General features: G+C 76.4%; 1 protein-coding gene. It reads right to left on the bottom strand.

What is annotated here, in order from left to right; genetic code table 11:
- The coding region (locus tag VIU94_RS22495; RefSeq protein ID WP_331913658.1) for a HEAT repeat domain-containing protein at positions 1 to 1773 on the bottom strand (1773 nt) is incomplete at both ends.

The following is a 1773-nucleotide window of genomic DNA, read 5'->3' as shown; positions in this document are numbered from 1 at the left end:
GCCCAGCGGCTGAAGCTCCGTCATCCAGTCGACGACCGCCGCCCGCACGGCCGGTGCCGCGTCGCCCTGTACGTCGATCAGCGCGCCGAGCACGGCGCGAGATCCGGGCCCCTCGGCCCGGTCCCGGAACGCGGCCAGTGCTTCCACGCTCCTTATGGCGTCGGCGAGTTCCGCCCGCCACCGGCCGTCCCCGTACGCCCCCTCCTCCCCGACCCCGAACGTCTCGCGCAGCAGCCGCGTCCGCGCCGCCTCCGGGGCGGGGGCGAGGTCGGTGGCGGTCAGTTCTCGGTCGAGGTCCGCGCGGACGACGACCGCGCCGCAGAGGTGCAGCAACGGCAGCGTGGAGCGGCTGCCCGCCGCCCGCGCAGGCAGGGCCCGGACGGCGGCGACGACACCTGCCGCGACCGTCGGTCGCAGGCGCGGTGCGACCGCTTCGAGCAGCTCTATCAGCCGGTCCCGCGCGTCGCCCTCGGCCTCCGCAAGGCCATCGAGCAGCACCGCCGCACCACGAGCGAACGCGGCGCGCTCATGCTCCTCCCACGGTGCGGGGCAGACGTCGGGCAGCAGCCGCAGCACGGCCCGGCGCGCGTCCGCCGACGTGGCGGCGAGCTCGAGCCAGTCGACGAGATACGGCCGCAACACCCTCAGCGGCGCGGCGCGGTCGCTGCTTTCGGCGATGCGCATCGCGACGATCGGGTCCCAACCCCCCTCCGTCAGCCGCCGCAGGTCCTCGTCGTTCCGGTCCGGCGTGGGCCGGGTGGCGAGGCCGGCCTGCAGGCGGGTTCGGATGCGAGCGTCAGGCTCGCGGGCTGCCGCGGCCGTGACCGTCGCCTCGTACGCCTCGCCCAACAGGGCGCCCAGGGCGTCGGCGACGAGGGTGCGGAGGCCCGGGTTGTCGTCGCGGCCGAGGCGGTGGAGGAGGGGCGGGACGGACTGGGGGGTTCCGGCGGTCGCGAGGGCTCGGGCCGCCGTCTTGCGGACGTTCATGTTCGGGTGGTCCAGGCAGCCGGCGATCGCATCGGACGCCCAGCGCGCGCCCGCCTCTCCGAGGGCGGTCAGGGTCTGCCGTACGGTCTGGGGGTCCCCCGTCGGGCCGGTCAACGCGATCAGGCCCGCCGAGAGGGCCTGGACGCCGTCCCCGGTCCCATCCCGCGCCAGAAGCGCGACGACGTGCTTGCGCACGTGCCGGTCGGGGTGGCGCAGGAGCGGGTGCACCCGGGACCGGACGTGCTCGGCCGGCGCGTGCGGCAGGTCGCGCACGAGCTTGAGCAGGACCGCCTGTTCACCTGCGGCAAGGCCGGGCCGGTCCAGCAGCCCGAGGGCCATGTCCGCGACGAGCCCGTGGCCGGCCGCCTTCGCGTCGGCCGCGTCGAGCAGGCACACCGGGCGGATCCTGCCCCGCGCGTGGAGCCGCCGCCCGAGGCCGCACAACGCGTCCACGGCCTCCTGCGGCACCGCGGGCTCGCTGTCGGGCACGGGGCGGCCGCCCGTCGCACCGCCGGGCTCCCACGCCGCGGCGAGCTCGCTGACGATCCGCAGCAGCAGGTCGGCGAGGAGGGGCAACGTGCCCGGGCCGCCGTGCTCGGCCAGCCGGCACAGCGCGGCGACGGGCCGATCCGGATCCAAGTGGGAGGCAAGTACGGCCAGTTCACGCTCGTCCGGCCCGCCGAGGTCCGCGGCAACACGGGCGGGCAGCTCGGCCGGATCGAGCCGTACGAGGATGCGCTGCCGCAGCTCCGGATCGGTGGTGAGCAGCCAGAGCAGTTCGAGCGC

It is taken from the genome of Streptomyces sp. (assembly GCF_036566765.1).
Taxonomy (GTDB): domain Bacteria; phylum Actinomycetota; class Actinomycetes; order Streptomycetales; family Streptomycetaceae; genus Streptomyces.
Note: the sequence above shows the minus strand (reverse complement) of the source record. Positions and strands in the feature narration are given on the sequence as shown.